The following is a 19,110-nucleotide window of genomic DNA, read 5'->3' as shown; positions in this document are numbered from 1 at the left end:
CGGCAAACTGGTGTGGGCACTGAGCTCAAGATTGTTCAGGCCGACGAGCGGTCGGATCCCAATCGTCCTCGCAGCCTTGAGAGCAGCGCGAGAAGCTCGCTCCGACGAACCCAGATCACGAAGATCGACAGCACCCAGATGATGCAGGCCGTCATAAACAGGTGGCCGCCGTCATGTGCCGGGTCGAGGCCCAATGGGCTGACAACGTGAAAGAAGATCGCGCCGGACATGACGGCAAGTGCCAGCAGCGCACCATATAACCGGGTCCACGGAAGCAGGATCAGCACCGTCGCCAGCACTTCCGCCGACGCGGTAATCAACCGGAACTGCGCCTCATGGCCGGGGATGTGCAGCCAGGCCGTCAAGATCGTGAAAAGGTGCACGGGAAACGGCTTCGCTCCGAACTTGCCTATGTCGGCCGGAATGAAGACATACGCGGTGTACAGCGCCGCAGCCCAGGTGAGCATATCCAGGACTCGCGGTACGGCGCGCGGGCTGGTCAGCGAAGAAGTTTGCATGGAAGCCCTTCCATTGCGGTCGAATGTTGAGGAACCGCACGTGCCCGATGAGCTGTGCGTAGGTCGGTTCTATCTAGTTCGTTCCGGCAGTCGGAAAAGTTACATGCGCGATGTGGACCGCAGAAGCGCGATAATGGTCGCACTTCAACCCGTGAGGATGAACATCATGGCGAGCGCAACCGAACTGCCTCTTCACGAACGCGGAAAAATATCCGAGTCGCTCCAGACGCTGGCCGAATACCTCGAACTGTCGCTCGACAGGGTCGAGAGCGTCGTGATGATTCGTCACACGAGCGATGTCTGCACCGTCTACCTCGGTGACCCGACCGCTCCGCTTGAGGATCTGAAGAAGCGAGGAACAATTTCGGCCGCGTGCGCAAACGAGATGCTCGAGCTCACTCGATCGGGTATTAATGAGATGGAGATCGGTGACCAGGCGTACCGTTTTGTCCGGACCTTCGCCCAGATTGGCGACAACGCGGCGATTGTTTTTTCGGGCGCCTGAAATGGAGCCTGAGCAAACGGATGAATGCGCGGATAACCGGAACAGGTGTCCGGATCATCAACTCGTCATGTAATTCTGCTGACCTACAATATGTCCGACGAAGCCGCAATATCGTCGGAGCCTGCACTCTATCTATCAAGGATCACTGGAAGAGGAGCACAACATGTTTGGTATCGGTAAGAAAATCCAGGACGCAATAAAGAAAGCGGAAACAGACCCCGTAGGTGCGATGGAGGATCACAAGAAGTCGCTTAACTCCGGATTAACAGGCCTCATGACAAAGACTTTTATGGGCAAAGGATTTGTCGACAAAATGAATGGCGTGATGGACATGGGACAGAACGCTCTGGCGGGACAACAGGAGCGACTGAAACTGATTCAGACCGGACTGGACGGTACTGCCGATATCCTTTCCGTGCAGGACACCGGCGCCACGGTCAACGATAGTCCCGTAGTCGTGATCCACATGACTGTCAGCCCTGCGAACGGCACGCCCTACGATGTCAACATCCAGACCATGGTCTCCCGCATTGCCGTGCCACGGGTCGGTGACAAGGTAAAGGTGAAGTATGCCGCCGAGGATCCCCAGCAGGTAGCCATTCTGTAGGGGCCTGCCTGGATCGGCGCCGCTTGTCGATCGACGCCATCAACTGATAGCGGTCGGGCTCGCATCGAGCGACAGACACATCCAGTTTCTGCATGACAAACTTTCTTTGGCTTCTGAAACATGGACAACAGCTTGAATGGAAAGGTCGTCGCCGTAACAGGTGGGTTCGGTGCCCTTGGCAGCGCTGTTGGGAAAGTTCTGGCAGAGCATGGGATGCAGGTGGTGTTGCTGGGCCGCGAGGCGCCACCGCAGATGCCCAAAGATTCGGGCAACAACTCAATGGCGATCGGTGGAGTGGATTTGACTTCGCTTGTACAAACCCAGCAGGCTTTCGCCGAAATCAAGACCCGCTTTGGCCGTCTCGACGCATTGATCAACGTGGCTGGAGGATTCCGATGGGAGCCGGTCATCGGAGGTCATTCGGAGACGTGGGATCTGATGTATCAGGTGAACCTGAAGACGGCGTTGACCGCTTCCGAAGCGGCGATCCCCTTTTTACTGGAAAACGGCATGGGACGTATCGTCAATATCGGTGCCATGGCGGGACTTAAGGCCGGTCTCGGAATGGGGGCCTATGCCGCATCGAAGGCCGCTCTGGCACGCTTCACCGAAGCGCTTTCCGAAGAATTGAAGCACAAGGGGATAACGGTCAACGCCATTTTGCCGAGCACTATCGACACCGCAAAGAATCGCGCCGATATGCCCGATGCGGATTTTACGAAATGGGTCAAGCCGGAACAGATTGGCTCGATCATTGCGTTCCTGCTTTCTTCGGATGCCGACGCGATCACCGGGGCGTTGCTGCCTGTCGCGGGGCGTGTATAGGCTGGAGCCAAACGCGGCTCAGCGTGGAACCCGGCACTTCATCTCTTGCCGAGGTACATTAATTCTGGTTACACGTCACCGTTAGTTCTGGTTACGCCAAAATTATCTCGGCATATCAATCTGTTACGTGGGCGTCCTGTAGGCATCCAGTCCGACAAATGTTTGCGAACACACCTTCAACATCCGAACACACGTTTTTCCAATAATTTGGTTTACGGACAACGCCGCCTGAAAACCACGCAGGTGACTCACCGTCTGAGCGCACAAAAGCGCCGCACCAGTTGCGGCAGGCACCGAGTGTAGTCGAGCGTCAAATGCGAGTGTCGTGGCTTCACATCAGGTCGCCACGCTCGAAAGAGAACGACGACTAGGCACGGTTCGCCGGACATCACTGTTGCGTGCGGCTCGACCAGACGAATGCATTGATGCTGGACTAACACCTGTTGCCACATCTGGCGTGACTTTCAACCAGTTTCGCGAGCAAGTATTGCGCGACATCGTTCCAACTCCTTTGTGAGCAAATCCATTTCGGCTTGCATACTAACTGTTCGCCGTAGAAGCTGACCAACTTCGTGCCAGTATGCATACCCTAAATCGCCGTCCGCCATAGACAGTTCGTGAATCTTCCGAAGCGCAATCTCAAGGTCCAGAATATTTTCCGAAAGCATCTGCCGCTCCCCTGTAGTGACGGGCGATAGCCGCGTTGTCAGGTGGCCCGACCTCGGTGGTCAGCCTGCCCAGTCGCAAAGACATTTCGAGAACCAGACGATGACCGTGTCGTTCCCGGCATAGCTCATCTGAGCAGCAGCATGACAATGACTGCGACGGTAAATGTAGCTGCCAGAACTGAGACGCCCCCTCCGAACCACATCGCGACGCGGTCGATATTCTTTTGTGATGAAGCGAAGTGGAGTAGCCATTCAGAAAAGGGGTTGAGCTGCTTCATGTCTTACCTCCTTGTGGTTCTGATGATGGGCGAATAGCTAAACCATAATGTGGCGCTGGTGTTCGTTTTGACCATGTGGGGAGCCGATTGATGTCGCTAGGGCCAGATAGCGGCAGTGGCGATATCCTGAGCTAGGAATCATCGGGCGGAGGTCGTCGATGTACCTGCGACCTCACAGGGTCGTTATCCTCCGTCTGCGCATCCAGCCAGGCTCGCCGCGCGGCGTCCAATCTCTCCCGGTAAGCCTGTACCGAAGCCACTTCGACTTCGACCTCACCGAGCGGGTTTCCCGGCAAAACTTCGAGCAGCGTCCCTGACGCGAGAAGAACGCGGATATGAGAACGGCTCACGAAGAGATATTTCGCGGCTTCTTCAACGGTCATGGTGAACGCCTCCGCCGCTGCTCGCAGCCGACAGTAGCTCACGCGTACGCTGCATCAACCAGGCCATCACGCCGCGAGAAAAATCCCACCGGCCGGCGCCTACCTTCGCTTTCAGACCTTTCTCGACCCTCTCCAGTGCATCGTCCAGCGACAGGTCAGACGCGGACATCTTTCCCGAGGCGTACTCCGCGAGCTGACCGGAGAGGTCCTCGCACGCGTCATAGCGCGTCCACAACTCTTCGTCTGTGAGACCGGTGTGATATCGCCTGTTCTTCTCGCGCACGAGAAGCTTGGGTTGTGCACCGGGCACGAGTCCAGCCCACGACTTCCTCGGGAAATCGTCAGGAACCACATGCCGTCTGGTCATCTTCTTCTTCCTGACTGCGGACATCGTCAGCATCGCCCCGGTAGGGAGAACCTCGTGGACATTCCGAGACTGCTGTTGAGCCCGACCGCCTGTGTTTTGGTGCGGCCCAGATTCCGGGTAATGCTGCGGCCGACCGGTCCAGGTCAATGTCGAGTGGATAGTGCCTGAGCAGGCCTAGGGCCACGGTCTGGACAAGGCCGTTGATGGTTATCTCGTCGGCAGAGGCGAGCATCTGCAACAGCGCTCGCGTATCAATAACGGCTTTCGTGCGCTCATGTGGGGTCGTCATAATCAGCTCCGTCGAGCAGACGTTCGGTGACGTCGGTGTACGACGTCACCTCGTACAGCTCGCACCACCTTATCCAGACGTATTCGACATTCAATGACCAGCCTTTCCTGCCGACTAGCTCGTAAATACGTCCGGTCTGAGTCGTGCCCTGCATTGCGACCGGGTCGAACGTCACTATCGGCGAGCTGACACGCCCGGATGAGTCAAACATATCAACGCCAACAAAATGCCTGCTCCCATCCTCCGTCTCGAATATGCGCCATCGAGATAACGGAATCCTTGGCAATGCGGACGCAGGGCGCGGTCTCCAGATAGGCATCGCAGTCTCCCGGTGGCGGGAGGTCATACCCTTCGGTTCTGTCGTGGACCTGGCGGCCAACATGCGCAGTCCAACCATCTCCTGACCGACGCAGCGAACCGGAGTCGACGCGCTTTTGGGGTTGACCTGGAAAGCAGTACCAAAGCTCCCGACGCCCTCCACGACGTGTCGACGAAAGCGGCGAGTGTCACGCATTAGCGGGGCGTGACTGCACGGGGTCGACGATGAATGTCGGCGCAGCGACGGAAATTTGGCGCTTCAAATACGATACAAATGTATCGGTACAAGCAGTGTAGAACACTGCCTGAGGAACGCAAGACGCTTAGCTATTTAGCCCGATTTCGACGGTGGCTCTGCAACGGGTGCAGCTGCGGAAGTGAGGTCAGGGAAATCAATGTAGCGGTCGAGGCTGGTGCTTCCCAACACGACCAGACACTGGAGAAAGAGAGACAGCGGCAACGCGCCGCTCGACAGTTGGGAGACCAGCACCTTCTCGGAGATGGTAGTACCAATGTCGGCCAGCAGACCAGTCAATCTTAGCGGCGTTACCCACGGTTTACGCGCAAGTTCAGTGCTGACAACGGCTTGTGCGCGGCCCTCCCAAGAGTCAGCTGCCCTGATGGCATCTATCCACAGACAGGGAGGAAGTGCGTGAGTGACGTGAACAATCTGGAGCAGCAGAGTTAGCTTGGCGCTACCGCGTGCAACTCGCGAAATGAGAGAGCGTTCGGTTTCCTTCACGCCAATTGCGGTGAGCGCATTGGCTAACTCAGCATAGCTGAGGCCCTTTCGCTCGAGCGCCACGCGTATCACTCGGGAGGCTAGGTCGTTCCATCGCGTATCTGCCTCGCTCACAAAAAGGTCCTTTGTATTTTGAAAACGATGTACTAAATTAACTGTGACAAATGTATCGAAATCGCTCAAGAAAAATATAACGAATGCTGGCCCTAACCGAGCGTCCAGTGCCTGTGATTGTAGTGATGTATGGCGCAACACCGCCAGTAGTCAGTTTGCGCCACGCCCGTGAACAGGCCATCCGCCGCATCGAGTCGACGACGGACATTGGATTGCGATGCGCACGTCAACCAAGCTGCGAAAACGAAAACAAATAATCACAGTCTGGGCCGATTGGCGCCAACGCTTGATGTTTGGATTGATTGTCGCCCGAACGGGCAATGGATTGAAGCGAGTCTAGCCGACCGCGCTGTGGATGTGCTTGCAGAAAGGCAGCGATTTCCTGTAACATCGCGCCCCACCTTGGCCTGAATTTTTTGGCCGACTATTCGTATTTTTGTAGTTCATTAGTTCACTTTCCAGCTGATTCGAAGTGAACTCGGAGCGGATTTTCCCGCGAAATAGCTGTTTTGTCAAGTCGGCCCGCCAGTAGCTGACCAGAGTTCCTTGGCGAGCAAGCACCGTAGGAGGAAGCATTAACGCATTGCATCGCTACAAATGAAAAACGGCAACTAGGGGACCAGCCCTAATTGCCGCCTTACAGGACGTACCTCGAAAGGTAACTCCTAACGCTTCGACGCGCGTTAGGTTGCCAGAAAGGGTGCGCCTTGTCAACACGCCTGTACTCAGGCGTATAGGGACATCCCATGACGACGTTTCGCATGTCATCGCGCCTTCCTGCGCGCGACGATTTCATCCGCAGCAACGCTGCATCAATTGCGGCCCCGCGAATTAGCGCGGTCCGCTTGCCACCTACGTTCGCTCTCGCCCGTCGGAAGCCGACATGGCCATCGCCTGTGCGACCATCGGCGCGCTCGCGGCCGGCTGCAGTTCCTCCTTATTCGCGTCAGCAAACACATCGTGCCGTCGCTCTGTCCACACTCGCGGCGGAGGTGGCGCCATGCAAATGATTGTCGACGCTTCGGACGACATTGGCGTCGCGCAACCCGCAGACCATTTGGGTCTGCCTAATCCGTGCGCGCGGTTTCTCAGGGACATCACGTCGCTCGATGACGGCTACGACGCAATGGAGTGCATCCCAGCAGAGCGCCTCGGGGAGCGCAGCATTGGCGTAGGTGACTTTCAGATTCCAACGTTCGAGCATGCGCGACTCGCGGTCGAACTATTTGCCTCTGCTCTCGAAAGCGCGGCAGAGCGCAACTTGAATTGCGAAGAGTTCAGACGTAAGACCGTCTCCGCGGCCATGTACATCAATCATCAGACTGACCGGCACGGCCATGCGCTAGAAGCCGCGCCGATTACCGTCGACAGCGCCGGACCGCGTGGTCATTTCGTCATAATTCCGACGGGGATGAGCCAGCAGGCACTTCGGAAAGCTTTGCAGCGTGTGTTCGGCAAAGAGCGCGAACTCATTGAAATCGCTGTGCCGCAAGGTGGGGTGATTCGATACACGCGCCTGCCATCTCTGAGCGTGCCGTTCCCAGAAAACGGCTCACCGCGTTCGTTTGGAAAACTTTTCCTCCGCTACTTCGACGACGCCATGAATCTGGCGCATTCAGCGCGCCTGCGCGGTCCTTTCCATCGCGGAGAAGAGGAAGTTGGGCCGGCCTTACAGGCCTATGCGATTGCGGCAAATCTCGGCGTGCTGATTGTCGAACAAATCGATACGCGCAATGCAAGCACGAAGCCGGCCAAAAGCTTGTGGGCAATCCTTGCTCGTTTCACCGCAGATACCGGCATTCCGATTGTTTGCCTTGCTACACCAGGTGCTGCGGCGGCGCTCTCCGAGCAGAGCACTGCGACTACGTTCCTTGCCGGAAAGACCTGGTACAACATTGCGCCGGCACAACGAGGCTCTGCGCAGTGGTCCCTGACGTGCGAGTACATCTACTCGACGTATCTGACAGGTTGCATGGGTTTTGGCGAACCGGACTGGTTCGCTGACACGATTTGGTGGATGACTTGCGGACTCAACGAGCTTGCGGTCAAGGTATGCGTTCATATCGAGAGCATCAGCCGGAAAGAGGATTTCAAACGACCTGGGAAGGACGATTTTCTGAAGTTGGCAACAGATGCCCTCGCCCTGGAAGGGCCGCATCTCCGTGCCATCAGGAGACTGCGCGAAGGTGGCTCATTCACCTCTGCCAGCATTCGTAGGCACGGTGACTGGCTTCCCGTCGAGCCGATGATGCTGTCGGTGCCGGGACTGGAAGAGACGAATCCAGCATTGCGCATCACCGACGTGCCGACGCAGGGGGCTAACCATGCTTAGGACCTATGTTCCCGCTAGCGCGGGTGAAACCGCGACGAGTCTACTTGAGGCTGCTGCTTTTACGACCGGCACTGAAGCCGCTCGTCGGCTATCTGGACGTTGCTACCGACGTTGTGCTCCGCTAGTCGGGACCCTGCCGTCGCGCGCAAAGCTGTTCTGCGAAGCAACAGAAGGTGCATACGGAGGACCCGAACAGGTCGTGTCCGAGTTTTCGCTCGCGCCTTTGTATTTCCAGGGTATGAGCCCTCTAATGCAACGGAAGCTCGTTGCCCAGCTAGTGGGCGGGCTGCATTCCCGAACTTGCTGTCCTCGGCTGCAGCCGTTCATCCAATGTGGAAATCGCCACGGCCTGCAGTGCCCTGAATGCGCGCGTTTCGCCGCTGAGGTGCATGGGCGCCGCGTTTCGTATTGCATACACTGCATTGATTTCGTTACCCGCTGTCCGATTCACGAGTGCAAGCTGGTCAGCGACGACGATTGCAGCTCCCTCGAAGAGATGCTGGCGTCCCACGCCAGCGAAAATACGGCATGCAATGCAACCCGTTACGCACAGGTGGCTCACGCAATGGCGTGCGGATGCTCATCTCAGCGGACTAGGGACGGCATACGTCGGCGGCTATGTGAGAAACATTACCTTTCCGGAACCGGACGGTGCCGGCTCGATTCGCTTCGAAGCGCATTCACCGCTGTTTTCTCCGATGGCTTCGAGGACGTTCGTCTGAACGAGCTGCTCGCGAGTACGGACATCGCGGCAACCAGCATACACATGCTGAATCGGGAGGAGAGAGCCATCCATCCGGTCTTCCTGATACTGCTTGAATGGCTGTCGGCGGATGTTGACCCATTGCCCATCAGGTCATGCACAACAAAAACGGGGGGGAGCAATACGGCGCCCGCTATGGATAAACGTGACGAGAAGCGCACTGCATGGTTGCGCCATCAAACCGAGTGCGCTGGAATGGGGCTCAAGGAGATTCGGCATCGGCAACCGGCTCTTTGGGTGTGGTTGTATCGACACGACCGTGAGTGGCTGGTCAGCAACCAGGTCACTCGTCGACGCCGCTTGAATCGAAAGCAACCTGCGATGCCGTCGGCGTCGTTCGCAGGCGTCTTCTTGTCAAACGAGAGGCCGGTCCGCAGCAGCGCAGCTGGTCGCGAGCCGCTTCCGTCGGCATATCAGACACGTCTCGCCTACGGGATGAATCAATACCTGTTCGACCGTGCAACACAAGCGTTCGGTGGTGCAGGAAAAGCCGCACAGTTGCCCGCCCGTCGCGAGGTTTTCATCGCTCGCAGACTGGAGAGCGCGATTTCGGTCCTTGCTGAAAATGAAATGACAATGGATGTGGCCTCGGTCGCACGCGAAGCGAGATTACGGATTTCGACCGTGCTCAGCTATCAACGCGAGGGAGCCCGCTGAACATGCAATCGAATGAACCTTTTGCATCGATGGTGATGACCTCCATCGCCGAGGGTGAGCATTTACCCCTGTACCCGGCGCGCCTTCGTAGCTTCGCGTGTGTTGACCTGACACCAAGTGGACTGCTGTTTCCGAGTGGTATGCGGAGCCTTATTAACCAGTTTGGAGATTTGGTTGGACCGCTCGATAAGGTTTTCGCTCGCAATATGCTTTTGCCGTTATTCAAGCGCGCATTGGACCCCGAAGGGCAAGCCTTTCTCGAAGGTCACTGTCTTGACGCGCCCAAAATGGGGCTACCGGCCGTGGTCGGGCTAAACGGACCACGCTCTGGCTGGGCGCGCGCTACCGCTGCTTGCTGCCCTATGTGCATCCAGGACAATATCGCGCCGTGCGGCAACCCTTATTGGAAACGCGACCATCTTGTACCAGGCCTGCTCTTTTGTGGTCGGCATCAACTGCCGCTGCACGTCCCGTGCGAGATGTGTGCCGACTTCAGGAGATATCCGAATCTGACAACGCACCCGGGCAGGCATTGCGGCTGCGGACTGAGGCCTCTCTCGCAGGCGACGGCGTTGTCCGACGCCGACATGGCATCGGAAACGGAGATGGCGAAAGCTGCTTCAAACCTGCTGCAGCCTAACTACTTGCCGCAACTCAATCACATAGGTTTTGCGACCCTTGTTGCAAAATCCGCCAGTGAACTGGGGTTGGTAGAGGAAAAAGGCATCAACTGGCGTCGCACGGAAGAGTATCTTAAGGACACCCCTCACTCACGTCTAATCTCGCGTACTTCGATTCTGCTCGGACGCGTGCAAGTCGGGGCCGTCCTACGCGGCAAAGCCGTATTCCGAAATCCGTTGCAAGGCGTCGCGTTGCTGATTGCACTCTACGGAACTTGGGATGCGGTTGAAGCGGAATGTTTGACCGCGGCATCCGAGGAACGCCAAACTGCGCCCGCGACGGAAAAGGAGAACGTCAGTCTTCGAAGCACTGCCGCCAGAAACCGTAAATGGGCTGCGAAAAATCACGACCGATGGTTCGCTCACTACGTTGAGTTGTATCGGGAAGTTCGAAGGATGCATCCTGATGACACTTTCTCTCAACTGATGCGTCGCCTTCCTCGCTGCGCAGGTTATTTTCTGTCTCGCTCAAACATGGTCGCAGCAGGAGAAGACGTACCTACGCGATTTGCCTATGACAAAGCTCTCGACCGGTCATTCTCCGGACACATACGTGCGACGGCAAAGCGGCTTTTTGATGAGGGCTATCGCGGGAGACTTACACAACGCGCTTTGACACGTGGACACCGAATGGACCTCGCATGGCATCTAATCCGTGACCGATTGCCGCTCGCGAAACTGGCGCTCGCGGAGTGCGAGGAGTCCGAGCCGGCGTATAGACGCCGCCGCTTGATGACGCTTTGCAACTCGGCGACCGTCTTGAAGATGCCGCAATTCACCAAGGAACAGATTAACGAAATGGACGATGTGACAGTGCGGAAGTTTCTCAAACACGGAGTCGCACGATGAGTGTCCCCACATCCAGCAGAGAAGATATTGCTGCCTGCGCGGAAAGGTCTGGCTATCTCGCGACCAGCACTCTCCAGGTGAAGCGGACGTGGCCGCCTATCGCTGCCCATCGACCACCCGCGAACCAGGGAGCTACCATCGGTGAGTTCAGGCTGTTGAATCTCGCGCGCCCGTTCGTCACGCCGAGAGACATCCGGTTACCGCCGACCGACAAGTACGGTTGGCCGCACGGTGTTGACTATGACGCCTTGCTCAAGGCCCGCCAGTCATCGTTGAGTACGCGTACGACATTTCGTGGGCTGAAATTCCGCCGACGCTACGAGGCGTTATCAGGAAATGAGCAGCGCATCCTGTTCTCCCTCGCATTCCATCCGTACGTCATTGATGTGCGGGACCAGTATGGAATCTACGACGTCGCTGCCCTACGCCGCGCACAAAGCAAGCGCGAACTCCTGTTGCGCACAGACCTTATGACCATTGACGTCATCGTTACCTACGTGATGCCGGGCAGCCTGGAGTTGCACTACCACGGTATCTCCATCAAGGACGCGAAATACGTCCCGAACCAGGCGGAACTCGACCGGGAGCAGCGCGAGCGGAACGCTCTCGCGCTTCGTGGATGGACGTGGGAGTTGATGCGTGGCGACGCCATTGGCCAGCGGGAGTTCGTAAATAACTTCGGTATGTATCGAACCGTGCGCGACCAGGATGTGGCTTTGAACTATGACGACGCACATTGGTTTGCGAATGCGTTTCTTAGGAGCAGCGCACGGGGGGCAATGGGCTCCGTGCTTGGACGCATTTCAAGACGCCTTGGCATCAGCGACGATGCCGCGCATCAGCTCTTTGCCGTCGCTGTCTCATACGGTTTCTTGACGGTCGACCATTCGAAAGAGCTAAAGGTGGAGTTACCCATGCACCTGATTCGCTAGCAACAGGCAACCACAGCCGCTCATAGGTCGTCGTCGGGGCCATCCAGATAGCTGGTCATGGCCTCGTTCGGTCTCCGATTGTAGAAACATGTCAAATAACATCGATTAGTATACCTAGTTGATAAGAAGCAAAAAATGCAACCCATTTTCTCCGATTTCATTAATCCCCCTGTCCCTAATCCTGAGCAGCTTGCACAGCTGCTCGAGTTTCAATCCGCTACCTGGCCCCACCAGCTTGGCCGATTTACCCCTTTCAAGCGCGAGCGCGATGGCGACTACGTGATTTACCGGTCTGTCGCCTGGAACCCATACGACAAATCCCTCCACGTGCTGCGGGTCACCTCCGGAACACCCAAGGATGTCGGCGCATGGGAAACGTGGCATGAGAGCGCAGACGACAAGCCGCTCGACGACATTTATCTGGTCGATGACACCGTCATGCCCATCGAGATGAAGGGGGCTCGCGACAAGCTGAGACCCAGCGCCATGAAGGGAATGGATAAGCGTATGCGGATTGTGCAGGCGTTCGCGTATCTCGACCCTGTCGGAAAAGGCAACCCTTCCGATTTCATCTTCAATGACCTGGTGGTGGTCAGCGATAGCGCTCGCTCAGTGGCCCTGAAACGCGTAGTCACCGCGCTTGGTCAGCCGCATGGATTCCAGACGGCCATCAGAAAGTTGTTCCACAAATTCGTGCATAACGGCGGCCACCCGAACGCGCTCGCGAAACATACGTTCCGGCAGGGACATCCTAAAATGTCGCGTGTTGGGATAAACAAGATGAAGCCGGGTCCAAAGTCAGCAAGTGAAGTTCGCGTCGCGTCGCGAAACGCAGCGATTGGTGCTGAGAGTCATGAGCGCCGTCATCCCGTTAGGCCGAGCGACGAAACAAAGTTTATTCGCACGTTGGAGCAGCATTGGGCGCGGTTACGTTGCACCATGCGTGAGGCCTATGACCGCATGGTTCTCATGGACTATCCAAAATGGCCGAAACGTCTCATTCCTAGCCTTCGGTCGTTCCGCCATCACGCGACAAAGCGGCTCATCCCTGACCTTTCCCTCAAGAGCCTCAGGGAAGGAAAACGGCTGTCAGCGCAGTACAACGACGCGCGTGTCGGTCAGGCAAGCCATCTCACACAAGGGCTCATTGAGATTCTTGACGTCGACGGCTTCGTTGCGAAGATTGGCGTAGCCGCTCGAATTGGCGCCCGGATTGAAAGTGTCCACATGACGGTAATGTTCGCGGTGTCGCGTCTGTCCGGAGCCATCCTCGGTTACGAGTTAGCCATCAGGGGTGAGAATGCCGAAGCGTTTCGCCGATGCATCGCGTCGGTCTTTCTGCCTAAGGTTGAACGCGCGCAGGAACTCGGTCTCACGTCGACCAAAGGACTGCTTCACGGCAACATTGACGCGATATTCGTCGACAACGGAGCTGGCGCATCCGAGCACGTCATTGTGGCTGCTTGCGATGAGATGGGCCTGATGAGGATGCTGCCGCCTCCCGGACGTGGAGACCTTAAGGGTGTCGGAGAAGGCGTCAACAGCTTGATGATTCTGATGATGCTCGGCGAAGACAGCGCATACACCCGCCGAACCGACCATCTCTCCAAAGATATGCGGCGCCGGAAAGCAAAGGATGTCCCCATTCCATTGGACCAGTTCGAGCGCCTGCTGCTGAAGGCAATCCAGCATTACAACCTGTACACGAACAAAAAGCGGCTTAGGTCACACGCGATGCGAACGGCAGGCGTCGGGCTGACCCCGGAAGCCATCTTCAACTACACCCAGGCACAACGCCGCGGCGACGCCGCTCGCAAGCTTACACCCCGAGAGGTGTTCGAGCGATTTATCCCGTGGCAAACGCGGATTTGTCGGCGAGGTTTGGTCAACTTCATGTCGATGCGCTACACCTCCGATGAACTCGTTGAGCACTTCAATGAGCATGCGAGCCAGCCTGGCAGGCCCACTCCTTTGCCCGCGCGGGTGAAACGTCTGGACGGACACGCCCGAATCCTACTTTGGCAAAAATCCGATGGTACGACAGCTGTCCTCAACATCGTCGAGGAAGATGCCCGCAATATCGGCTCCGTCACCTGGAAAGGACTGGAGTTCCTCAACGCGGACGATTCGTGGCGAGAAGAAATACTCAAGCCAGCCCGTCGAACGAGTCGCAACCGGGTTACGGGCAGGACTCACTCCAACGTCGTCAAAGCGGACGGCATTCGCGCCGGAAACGAGATGGGCGGACTCGAAGGCGTCAGCGCGAAAAGCGCCAGGGCTAACGCCGAAGGGAAGCAAAACGCCAGGCGGGGTGCCGCCCAGGCTGACGCCTATGGCATTGCGAACACCGGTGTTGAAGTTCCAGGGTCCGAACCTGCGCGGCGCACAGAGTCCTCACTGGCCGTAGAGTCGTCTTACTTGCAACGACTTGCGCAGCGTCTTTCTCGGCGTATCCCAGGTCAGGAGGCGCTCGAGAAGCGCTGAAGCGAGGCAGATATTTCCGGTCAGGTAACCGGGTATGACTAACACCTTGAAGATTTGGAGCCTTTGCATCGGTGCGATGCGGCTCCGCAAAACAGGACAATTAAATGGATGAGGTTAAAGAAGTCTTCTTTGCGCCATCAATCGAGTGGTTCAAGACGATGGCAAAAAAATTGCGTCTGCATATCGGGTGGGACGTCAAACAGTATTACGCGTCGTTGAACCTGCTTGCACGGATTTACGGCTTCGCCAGTTGGCTCGACATCGTTGAATATCAAGGCGGTGCCCATGAATACGTGACCTTCTGGGATTCTGAGCTTGACGAGAGGACTTTCGAAGAGCGACGGTACATGCAAGCTTCCGAGCTGATGCGTACCCTGCAAATTGGGGAGGCAGAGGCCGCAGAAATCCTGGACGAAGTCGTTGCGTCCAGCCAGCGCGCGGCCATGTCAGATTTGACTGAAGGCGACGAAATTAACGAATTTAGTTTCGCGCTTCAGGAGATGCTCGGCGAATATCGTGAGGCGGCGCACGCTCGGAATGCGCTGCCTGCGAAGCCCGTTGTAACCTACAAGAAGCGGCATAGGAGGGTCCCGGATGTCGTGGCGCCGAGGGTTCACTAGCGACTTGCTTCCCTGTTACCTGCATCTCGTGAGGAGGCGAAAGACTGTCCATGCTCGCGGGTTTTACCTCGCGCAGCGGTAACGTGGTGCAGCGCCCCCGAGCGCTGCACCACCCCATCACTGAGTGACGGTGTTTGCCGGCAAGATGGCGATTACGAGCCGTTTGCCTACAGCGGGAAGGTCATGGTCGGGAATCGGCGTGAAGAACGGTTTAACTCCAGCCCGCACGACGCACTCAACGTCTTGCAAGTAGGCTAGAAACTCTTCGGCATCGACGGAGTGAACCGCCGCGTCAAGGCCTTGAATAACACCTGCGCGATTCTGCTCTGCGGCCCAGCGTGCTGCAGCAAGGTCCTCGGCCGCCTCATTGATGACGGCGATGGCGTGCGGAGAGAACTGGGGAGACACGTTGACGCGCACCTGCTCAGTCGCGTCCAAGAGGCCTTGCAAGACCCCTGCCGATTGAGCATCGAACCATGCATCACGGGGTATCCGGCCAACCAACTCGTTAAAGTCAGACACCCCGAGGAGCGATGCGACCTGGACGGACAATCCGATAGAGTAATCGTCCTCCAGTTCTGCCTCGTCGATTTCAAGGTGTTGTGCCAACTGACTTTTCGACATGCCGCGTTCGTCCAGCAATGTCGCGAGCGCATCGCGATTGACGACGACTGACCCTGGCAAGTCGCTGCCTGCCGGATAGCGTATTGCCGCCGATGGTTTCACCATCGAGCGCAACAGATTTCGCTTTGCAAATTGCTGTGCCCGCTTCAGCCGCGAAGCAGTGGCAGGCTGAGGCGAGGTGTAGTTGACCACGCGCAGAAGTGGTTAGGTTTCCCTAGGCGCCTGCACGAAAGCAGCCAACTATCGTAGCAGCGACGCCACGCCCTTTCACACTTAAGCCGCACGAAAAAATAATATAGCCTCCTACCCTATACTCATGATTATGACATATACTCCCCCACAGTATATGAGGAGGTCATCATGAGTCACACGGTTCGCGAAAAGCAGAAGCTCCTGAACAGAGTTCGTCGAATAAAGGGGCAGGTCGAAGCTATCGAGCGCGCGCTCGAGGAGGAACGAGGTTGCAATGACGTTCTTCAGCAAATCACGAGTTGCCGGGGCGCAATGAACGGTTTGCTCGCAGTCGTGCTCGAGGACCACATCCGGACCCACCTCGTCGATGCGGACGCGGAAGGGCACGAGCAAGACGGCAGTGCGACGGAGCAGTTAATCGAAGTGGTTCACAGCTACTTCAAGTAGAGGCAGAGATGAGTGACTTCAAAGACGCCGCCTTCGGGGCGGGACACGACCACATCTTTCTGGGTGCAGGCCACGAAAGCAACGAGCGCAAGACGTGGGCGGTGATTGCGCTGTGTAGCGCGATGATGCTGGTTGAGATTGTCGGCGGCAGCATGTTCGGGTCCTTGGCCCTCGTTGCCGATGGCCTCCACATGTCGACGCATGCCGGGGCGATGCTGATTGCGGCGCTGGCATACACGTACGCGCGTAAGCACGCTACCGATTCACGCTTTGTCTTTGGCACTGGCAAGCTCGGTGACCTGGCGGGGTTCACGAGCGCCATCGTGCTGGCAATGATTGCCCTGCTGATTGGCTACGAAGCCGTGTCGCGGTTATTCTCGCCGGTACCCATTCATTTCGGCGAGGCGATTCCAATCGCAGTGGTCGGTCTGCTGGTCAATATTGCCAGTGTCTGGCTACTGAGCGGTGGGCATCACGGCCATAGCCACGGGCACAGTCACGGTCATGGCCACGATGAGCACGGTCATGAGGATGAGGTGCAGCGAATCTTCACTCCGTCCGGCGTGTTTGCCCTGTCCATCTTCGAAGATGGTGTGCCGCCCGTTTTCCGCATCACATCGGAAACCGCGAACTCGAAACTGCCATTGCAGTCCGTCTCCGTCACGACAGTACGACCCGACGGAACGCAGCAATTGTTTATGTTTGCCGACCGGGGCGGCTACCTCGAGTCGAAGGAAGATATTCCGGAACCGCATGGATTCAAGGTCATCGTCCGGTTGCCGGATGGCGAACATGAAGTCGAATTCGAAGAGCACGAGCACAGCCACGACGACGCCCATGAGGCAGCTACCCGGGACCACAACATCCGGTCAGCGTACATCCACGTGATGGCGGACGCGGCGGTATCTGTGCTGGCCATCATTGGTCTTGTGCTGGCTCGCACATTCGGCTGGCTCTGGATGGACCCACTCGCGGGCGTCATCGGTGCGCTCGTCATTGCAAACTGGTCCTACGGATTGATGCGCGATACAGGTGGGATTCTTCTTGACATGAGTTCGGACCAGCGCATGGCGGACAACGTCCGTCACCTGGTTGAAGACAATGGCGACAAGGTGCTCGACCTTCATGTTTGGCGTCTAGGACCGGGGCATATGAGCGCCGTCGTATCGGTTGTAACGACTGAAGCACAACGTACTCCGGGCTTCTACCACGCTGCCCTCAAGCGCTTCAGGGGTCTGTCGCATGTGACGGTCGAAGTGAATCCGACTCACGTGGCGGTTTGACAGATGGCGGTGAAATCACCCTGCATCGACGTGTGCGCATTCGACGGCAAGACCAAGCTTTGCGTTGGATGTTTTCGTACTCTCGATGAAATTCGAGGGTGGAAGAAGATGACCGACCACAGGCGCCATCAGGTGCTTAACGACCGGGCGCGGCGACAGGCCAAGCTGCAGCGGGAATCCTCAGAGATGCCGTTAGAGTGAAGTCCAGTCGCCCGGCCTGATAGAACCGCCTTCAACGAACGTGCATTTCGGATTGGCGGGCAACTCTTCGTTTGGCTTACAAAAGGTTACAGGAGACGCCTCGCCGTTTCACCTGCCGTTCGCTCCCTCATCTACCATGGAATTCTGGGATGTACCGAGCCGCTTGGGCGGACTGCCTAACTTGAACGGAAGTGCATCATGAAACGCGCGATGGTTTTATCCGCTTTGGGAATTTGTGCCTGCGCGTCGGGGCAAGCGTCTGCGCATGCAGACGTCAACGTCTTTCTCGGCGTGCCCGGTCCGGTTTATGTAGCGCCGCCTCCAGTGGTCTATCAACCGCCTCCCGTCGTCTATGCACCGGCGCCTGTCTATGGTTACGGATATCAGGGTGAATACCGTGATGAACGTCATTGGCATGACAACGGCAAACACAAGGGCTGGTACAAACACCACGGGGACGATGACGAACAATGATTCGTCGTGTAATCGTTATCTGATGTCGCTCAGGGTTCGCAACGACATTGACCGTGCCCGGTTAGATGCACCGCTCGGCACCATATTCAACTAGAAGGCGCGCTTTCGGCGCAATCCTCCACCGACAGCCAGAGTGCACAGCGTCAACAAACAAATCCCCGCTCCCGCATAGAATGTCGCGCCGGCCCCCAGACGGTCCCGCAAGTCGTCAGACGACCCTCGCTACAAGCATCGCCAGACCGCTCATCAATTGAAGAAACCGAACGCGGTGCCTTTCAGGTCCGGCGGTGCTGCATGGGATGGGCACCACGGTTGCAAGCAAGCTCTGCGTGAGCCCCATATGCAGGCCCCACAACGCGACGCCCAGCACTACGAGCGGCCAATGGTTTCGATGAGCAAGTACGACATCCGATGCAATGAGTATCACAAGCCCGATGGCCAGGGTGGAAGGCATCGCATAAGACCGTTTTCGCGATTGAACTGGCACGCCCCATGCCGTAGCACCGTCAGGTGTCCCTTGGGTCCTTCATGCACACATAGGAGTTCGCTCGCGAGCGAACGCAGTTTAATCACGGCAACCACGTCCAGGGAGGACTGGTGCATTTAAGACAACTTTGGGCAGTGCTGCTGTCAATGGCGGCGTTTGGTTCAACGGGAGCATGGGCGAGCGACATTCGATGCGCAACCACGCGACAACCGGCCGAGCGCGTCATATGCGACCACGCCATCCTGAACAATGAGTACGACGATATTTTCGCGCAACAGCAGGCTCTGCTACGCAGTGGGAAGCTCTCGCCAGAACAACTCGCCCGGTGGAGGCAATCGCGAAGCGCATGCACTGACGTCCATTGCATCGACGGCGTATTTGCGCGGTGGGGGGTGATGGCCAAGTCCGAAACCAGGTCCAGCGCAGCACTGGCTCCGGCAATGACCTCATCTACTAGCATGGCCCCCGTCG

At 57.2% G+C, this 19,110-nt stretch carries 20 protein-coding genes; 13 read left to right on the top strand and 7 right to left on the bottom strand.

From position 1 onward, the window contains the following. Positions 1 to 35: 35 nt before the first annotated feature. A complete protein-coding gene (locus ACREXZ_RS02360) occupies positions 36 to 518 on the bottom strand; it encodes a hypothetical protein (RefSeq protein ID WP_431762398.1) in 483 nt (160 codons plus the stop codon). A 166-nt stretch (positions 519 to 684) separates the two neighbouring features. On the opposite strand from ACREXZ_RS02360, the gene ACREXZ_RS02355 reads away from it, so the two are divergent. The 3 genes from ACREXZ_RS02355 to ACREXZ_RS02345 all read left to right on the top strand — a co-directional run bounded on the left by ACREXZ_RS02355 (position 685) and on the right by ACREXZ_RS02345 (position 2,455). Next, positions 685 to 1,023 carry a hypothetical protein gene (locus ACREXZ_RS02355; protein ID WP_431762397.1) on the top strand — a complete coding sequence of 113 codons (339 nt, stop codon included), beginning with the start codon at positions 685 to 687 and terminating at the stop codon, positions 1,021 to 1,023. A 163-nt stretch (positions 1,024 to 1,186) separates the two neighbouring features. Then, the gene (locus tag ACREXZ_RS02350) at positions 1,187 to 1,630 is read left to right on the top strand and encodes a hypothetical protein (protein ID WP_431762396.1); all 444 of its coding nucleotides are present in this window, start codon (positions 1,187 to 1,189) and stop codon (positions 1,628 to 1,630) included. 120 nt (positions 1,631 to 1,750) lie between these two features. Then, positions 1,751 to 2,455 carry an SDR family NAD(P)-dependent oxidoreductase gene (locus ACREXZ_RS02345; RefSeq protein ID WP_431762395.1) on the top strand — a complete coding sequence of 235 codons (705 nt, stop codon included), beginning with the start codon at positions 1,751 to 1,753 and terminating at the stop codon, positions 2,453 to 2,455. 793 nt (positions 2,456 to 3,248) lie between these two features. Here the strand turns inward: ACREXZ_RS02345 and ACREXZ_RS02340 are convergent. From ACREXZ_RS02340 to ACREXZ_RS02320, 5 genes are all read right to left on the bottom strand, one after another. Then, positions 3,249 to 3,401: a hypothetical protein gene (locus ACREXZ_RS02340; protein WP_179743072.1), complete on the bottom strand. Its 153-nt coding sequence runs from the start codon at positions 3,399 to 3,401 to the stop codon at positions 3,249 to 3,251. Positions 3,402 to 3,532: 131 nt separating this feature from the next. Further along, positions 3,533 to 3,784 carry an excisionase family DNA-binding protein gene (locus tag ACREXZ_RS02335; protein WP_431762394.1) on the bottom strand — a complete coding sequence of 84 codons (252 nt, stop codon included), beginning with the start codon at positions 3,782 to 3,784 and terminating at the stop codon, positions 3,533 to 3,535. Beyond that, a complete protein-coding gene (locus ACREXZ_RS02330; protein ID WP_431762393.1) occupies positions 3,774 to 4,151 on the bottom strand; it encodes a hypothetical protein in 378 nt (125 codons plus the stop codon). Before ACREXZ_RS02330 ends, ACREXZ_RS02335 begins: the two co-directional genes overlap by 11 nt. Further along, positions 4,126 to 4,440 (bottom strand): BPSL0761 family protein, encoded by a 315-nt coding sequence (locus ACREXZ_RS02325; RefSeq protein ID WP_431762392.1) that lies wholly within the window; start codon positions 4,438 to 4,440, stop codon positions 4,126 to 4,128. The genes ACREXZ_RS02330 and ACREXZ_RS02325 overlap by 26 nt, the downstream gene beginning before the upstream one ends. 649 nt (positions 4,441 to 5,089) lie before the next feature. Further along, positions 5,090 to 5,683 (bottom strand): DUF6471 domain-containing protein, encoded by a 594-nt coding sequence (locus ACREXZ_RS02320; RefSeq protein WP_431762391.1) that lies wholly within the window; start codon positions 5,681 to 5,683, stop codon positions 5,090 to 5,092. Positions 5,684 to 6,614: 931 nt separating this feature from the next. Between ACREXZ_RS02320 and ACREXZ_RS02315 the strand changes: the two genes are divergently transcribed. From ACREXZ_RS02315 to ACREXZ_RS02290, 6 genes are all read left to right on the top strand, one after another. After that, complete coding sequence (locus tag ACREXZ_RS02315) at positions 6,615 to 7,946, top strand: hypothetical protein (RefSeq protein ID WP_431762390.1); 1,332 nt, start codon at positions 6,615 to 6,617, stop codon at positions 7,944 to 7,946. Positions 7,947 to 8,844: 898 nt separating this feature from the next. Then, on the top strand, positions 8,845 to 9,366 hold the full coding sequence (locus ACREXZ_RS02310; protein ID WP_431762389.1) for a TnsD family Tn7-like transposition protein: 522 nt from the start codon (positions 8,845 to 8,847) through the stop codon (positions 9,364 to 9,366). A gap of 2 nt (positions 9,367 to 9,368) precedes the next feature. Further along, a complete protein-coding gene (locus tag ACREXZ_RS02305; RefSeq protein ID WP_431762388.1) occupies positions 9,369 to 10,895 on the top strand; it encodes a TniQ family protein in 1,527 nt (508 codons plus the stop codon). Continuing rightward, positions 10,892 to 11,827: a hypothetical protein gene (locus ACREXZ_RS02300; protein ID WP_431762387.1), complete on the top strand. Its 936-nt coding sequence runs from the start codon at positions 10,892 to 10,894 to the stop codon at positions 11,825 to 11,827. The genes ACREXZ_RS02305 and ACREXZ_RS02300 overlap by 4 nt, the downstream gene beginning before the upstream one ends. 135 nt (positions 11,828 to 11,962) lie before the next feature. Beyond that, positions 11,963 to 14,311: a hypothetical protein gene (locus tag ACREXZ_RS02295; RefSeq protein ID WP_431762386.1), complete on the top strand. Its 2,349-nt coding sequence runs from the start codon at positions 11,963 to 11,965 to the stop codon at positions 14,309 to 14,311. A gap of 104 nt (positions 14,312 to 14,415) precedes the next feature. Next, positions 14,416 to 14,931: a hypothetical protein gene (locus ACREXZ_RS02290; RefSeq protein WP_431762385.1), complete on the top strand. Its 516-nt coding sequence runs from the start codon at positions 14,416 to 14,418 to the stop codon at positions 14,929 to 14,931. A 117-nt stretch (positions 14,932 to 15,048) separates the two neighbouring features. Here the strand turns inward: ACREXZ_RS02290 and ACREXZ_RS02285 are convergent, their stop codons facing one another. After that, positions 15,049 to 15,747 carry a hypothetical protein gene (locus ACREXZ_RS02285; protein WP_431762384.1) on the bottom strand — a complete coding sequence of 233 codons (699 nt, stop codon included), beginning with the start codon at positions 15,745 to 15,747 and terminating at the stop codon, positions 15,049 to 15,051. A gap of 168 nt (positions 15,748 to 15,915) precedes the next feature. On the opposite strand from ACREXZ_RS02285, the gene ACREXZ_RS02280 reads away from it, so the two are divergent. The 4 genes from ACREXZ_RS02280 to ACREXZ_RS02265 all read left to right on the top strand — a co-directional run bounded on the left by ACREXZ_RS02280 (position 15,916) and on the right by ACREXZ_RS02265 (position 18,152). Then, positions 15,916 to 16,194 (top strand): metal/formaldehyde-sensitive transcriptional repressor, encoded by a 279-nt coding sequence (locus ACREXZ_RS02280; protein ID WP_431762383.1) that lies wholly within the window; start codon positions 15,916 to 15,918, stop codon positions 16,192 to 16,194. A gap of 8 nt (positions 16,195 to 16,202) precedes the next feature. Beyond that, positions 16,203 to 17,477 carry a CDF family Co(II)/Ni(II) efflux transporter DmeF gene (gene dmeF / locus ACREXZ_RS02275; RefSeq protein WP_431762382.1) on the top strand — a complete coding sequence of 425 codons (1,275 nt, stop codon included), beginning with the start codon at positions 16,203 to 16,205 and terminating at the stop codon, positions 17,475 to 17,477. Positions 17,478 to 17,480: 3 nt separating this feature from the next. Beyond that, the gene (locus tag ACREXZ_RS02270; RefSeq protein WP_431762381.1) at positions 17,481 to 17,678 is read left to right on the top strand and encodes a DUF1289 domain-containing protein; all 198 of its coding nucleotides are present in this window, start codon (positions 17,481 to 17,483) and stop codon (positions 17,676 to 17,678) included. A 198-nt stretch (positions 17,679 to 17,876) separates the two neighbouring features. Next, positions 17,877 to 18,152 (top strand): hypothetical protein, encoded by a 276-nt coding sequence (locus ACREXZ_RS02265; protein WP_431762380.1) that lies wholly within the window; start codon positions 17,877 to 17,879, stop codon positions 18,150 to 18,152. Positions 18,153 to 19,110 lie beyond the last annotated feature (958 nt).

This window comes from Paraburkholderia sp. (genome assembly GCF_050742655.1).
Taxonomy (GTDB): domain Bacteria; phylum Pseudomonadota; class Gammaproteobacteria; order Burkholderiales; family Burkholderiaceae; genus Paraburkholderia.
Note: the sequence above shows the minus strand (reverse complement) of the source record. Positions and strands in the feature narration are given on the sequence as shown.

What these genes read in the sequence shown, in the direction of transcription:
- ACREXZ_RS02360 (WP_431762398.1), bottom strand. Translation starts at nt 518, where the DNA reads ATGCAAACTTCTTCGCTGACCAGCCCGCGCGCCGTACCGCGAGTCCTG.
- ACREXZ_RS02355 (WP_431762397.1), top strand. Translation starts at nt 685, where the DNA reads ATGGCGAGCGCAACCGAACTGCCTCTTCACGAACGCGGAAAAATATCC.
- ACREXZ_RS02350 (WP_431762396.1), top strand. Translation starts at nt 1,187, where the DNA reads ATGTTTGGTATCGGTAAGAAAATCCAGGACGCAATAAAGAAAGCGGAA.
- ACREXZ_RS02345 (WP_431762395.1), top strand. Translation starts at nt 1,751, where the DNA reads ATGGACAACAGCTTGAATGGAAAGGTCGTCGCCGTAACAGGTGGGTTC.
- ACREXZ_RS02340 (WP_179743072.1), bottom strand. Translation starts at nt 3,401, where the DNA reads ATGAAGCAGCTCAACCCCTTTTCTGAATGGCTACTCCACTTCGCTTCA.
- ACREXZ_RS02335 (WP_431762394.1), bottom strand. Translation starts at nt 3,784, where the DNA reads ATGACCGTTGAAGAAGCCGCGAAATATCTCTTCGTGAGCCGTTCTCAT.
- ACREXZ_RS02330 (WP_431762393.1), bottom strand. Translation starts at nt 4,151, where the DNA reads ATGACCAGACGGCATGTGGTTCCTGACGATTTCCCGAGGAAGTCGTGG.
- ACREXZ_RS02325 (WP_431762392.1), bottom strand. Translation starts at nt 4,440, where the DNA reads ATGACGACCCCACATGAGCGCACGAAAGCCGTTATTGATACGCGAGCG.
- ACREXZ_RS02315 (WP_431762390.1), top strand. Translation starts at nt 6,615, where the DNA reads ATGCAAATGATTGTCGACGCTTCGGACGACATTGGCGTCGCGCAACCC.
- ACREXZ_RS02310 (WP_431762389.1), top strand. Translation starts at nt 8,845, where the DNA reads ATGGATAAACGTGACGAGAAGCGCACTGCATGGTTGCGCCATCAAACC.
- ACREXZ_RS02305 (WP_431762388.1), top strand. Translation starts at nt 9,369, where the DNA reads ATGCAATCGAATGAACCTTTTGCATCGATGGTGATGACCTCCATCGCC.
- ACREXZ_RS02300 (WP_431762387.1), top strand. Translation starts at nt 10,892, where the DNA reads ATGAGTGTCCCCACATCCAGCAGAGAAGATATTGCTGCCTGCGCGGAA.
- ACREXZ_RS02295 (WP_431762386.1), top strand. Translation starts at nt 11,963, where the DNA reads ATGCAACCCATTTTCTCCGATTTCATTAATCCCCCTGTCCCTAATCCT.
- ACREXZ_RS02290 (WP_431762385.1), top strand. Translation starts at nt 14,416, where the DNA reads ATGGATGAGGTTAAAGAAGTCTTCTTTGCGCCATCAATCGAGTGGTTC.
- ACREXZ_RS02280 (WP_431762383.1), top strand. Translation starts at nt 15,916, where the DNA reads ATGAGTCACACGGTTCGCGAAAAGCAGAAGCTCCTGAACAGAGTTCGT.
- dmeF (WP_431762382.1), top strand. Translation starts at nt 16,203, where the DNA reads ATGAGTGACTTCAAAGACGCCGCCTTCGGGGCGGGACACGACCACATC.
- ACREXZ_RS02270 (WP_431762381.1), top strand. Translation starts at nt 17,481, where the DNA reads ATGGCGGTGAAATCACCCTGCATCGACGTGTGCGCATTCGACGGCAAG.
- ACREXZ_RS02265 (WP_431762380.1), top strand. Translation starts at nt 17,877, where the DNA reads ATGAAACGCGCGATGGTTTTATCCGCTTTGGGAATTTGTGCCTGCGCG.